This is a genomic window from Caldimonas tepidiphila (assembly GCF_003569765.1).
Classification (GTDB): Bacteria; Pseudomonadota; Gammaproteobacteria; order Burkholderiales; family Burkholderiaceae_C; genus Caldimonas; species Caldimonas tepidiphila.
In genome coordinates this window covers 1-849 of record NZ_QXMG01000180.1, presented here as the reverse complement: position 1 = coordinate 849, position 849 = coordinate 1, and the positions used below count along the sequence as shown (strand labels likewise).

At 72.8% G+C, this 849-nt stretch carries 1 protein-coding gene; it reads right to left on the bottom strand.

What is annotated here, in order from left to right; translation table 11 throughout:
* Positions 1–3 precede the first annotated feature (3 nt).
* Positions 4–810, bottom strand: coding sequence for an IclR family transcriptional regulator domain-containing protein (locus D3A59_RS24995; protein ID WP_119157991.1), 807 nt, complete (start codon positions 808–810; stop codon positions 4–6).
* Positions 811–849 lie beyond the last annotated feature (39 nt).

Here is an 849-nt window from a genome sequence, read left to right as displayed (position 1 = left end):
GGCTCAGCCGGCGCCGCGGGCGGCGAGCAGCTGGGAGATGGAGCGGGCGGCGTCGAGCAGCTGCGGCAGCATCGTCTTCTGCATCACCGCGGCGCTGGTGCGGTTGGCCTGGCCGGAGATGTTGAGCGCGGCCACCGTCTCGCCGGCGCGGTTGGTCAGCGGCGCGGCGATCGAGATCAGGCCCTCCTCGAGCTCCTGGTTCACGAGGCACCAGCCCTGCTGGCGCGCCTGGCGCACGCGCGCCATCAGCGCCTCGACGTCGGTGACGGTGTGGCGCGTGAAGGCGCGGCGCTCGCCGGCGAGCAGCAGCCGCTCGGCCTCGGCCTCGGGCAGGCCCGCGAGCAGCACGCGGCCCATGGAGGTGCAGGAGGCGGGCAGGCGCGAGCCCACGCCCAGGCTGATGCTCATGATCTTGTGCACCGGCACGCGCAGCACGTAGACGATGTCGGTGCCGTCGAGCACGGCGGCCGAGCAGGACTCCTTGACGCGCGCGACGAGCTCCTCCATGAGCGGCTCGGCGAGGTTCCACATCGGCATGGAGGACAGGTAGGCGAAGCCGAGGTCGAGGATGCGCGGGGTGAGCCAGAAGAGCTTGCCGTCGCTCCTGACGTAGCCCAGGGTCTGCAGCGTCAGCAGGATGCGGCGCGCGCCGGCGCGGGTGAGGCCGCTGCGCGCGGCGACCTCCGAGAGGGTCTGGCGCGGGGCCTGGGCGCTGAAGGAGCGGATGACTTCGAGCCCGCGCGCGAAGGACTGCACGTAGCTGTCGCCGGGGCGGGGGTCTTCGGCGGTGCGGGAGGCCGCGAGGGACATGGTGGAGGGCTGCTTTCTTCGCTGGGCGCGCTGTTCTTC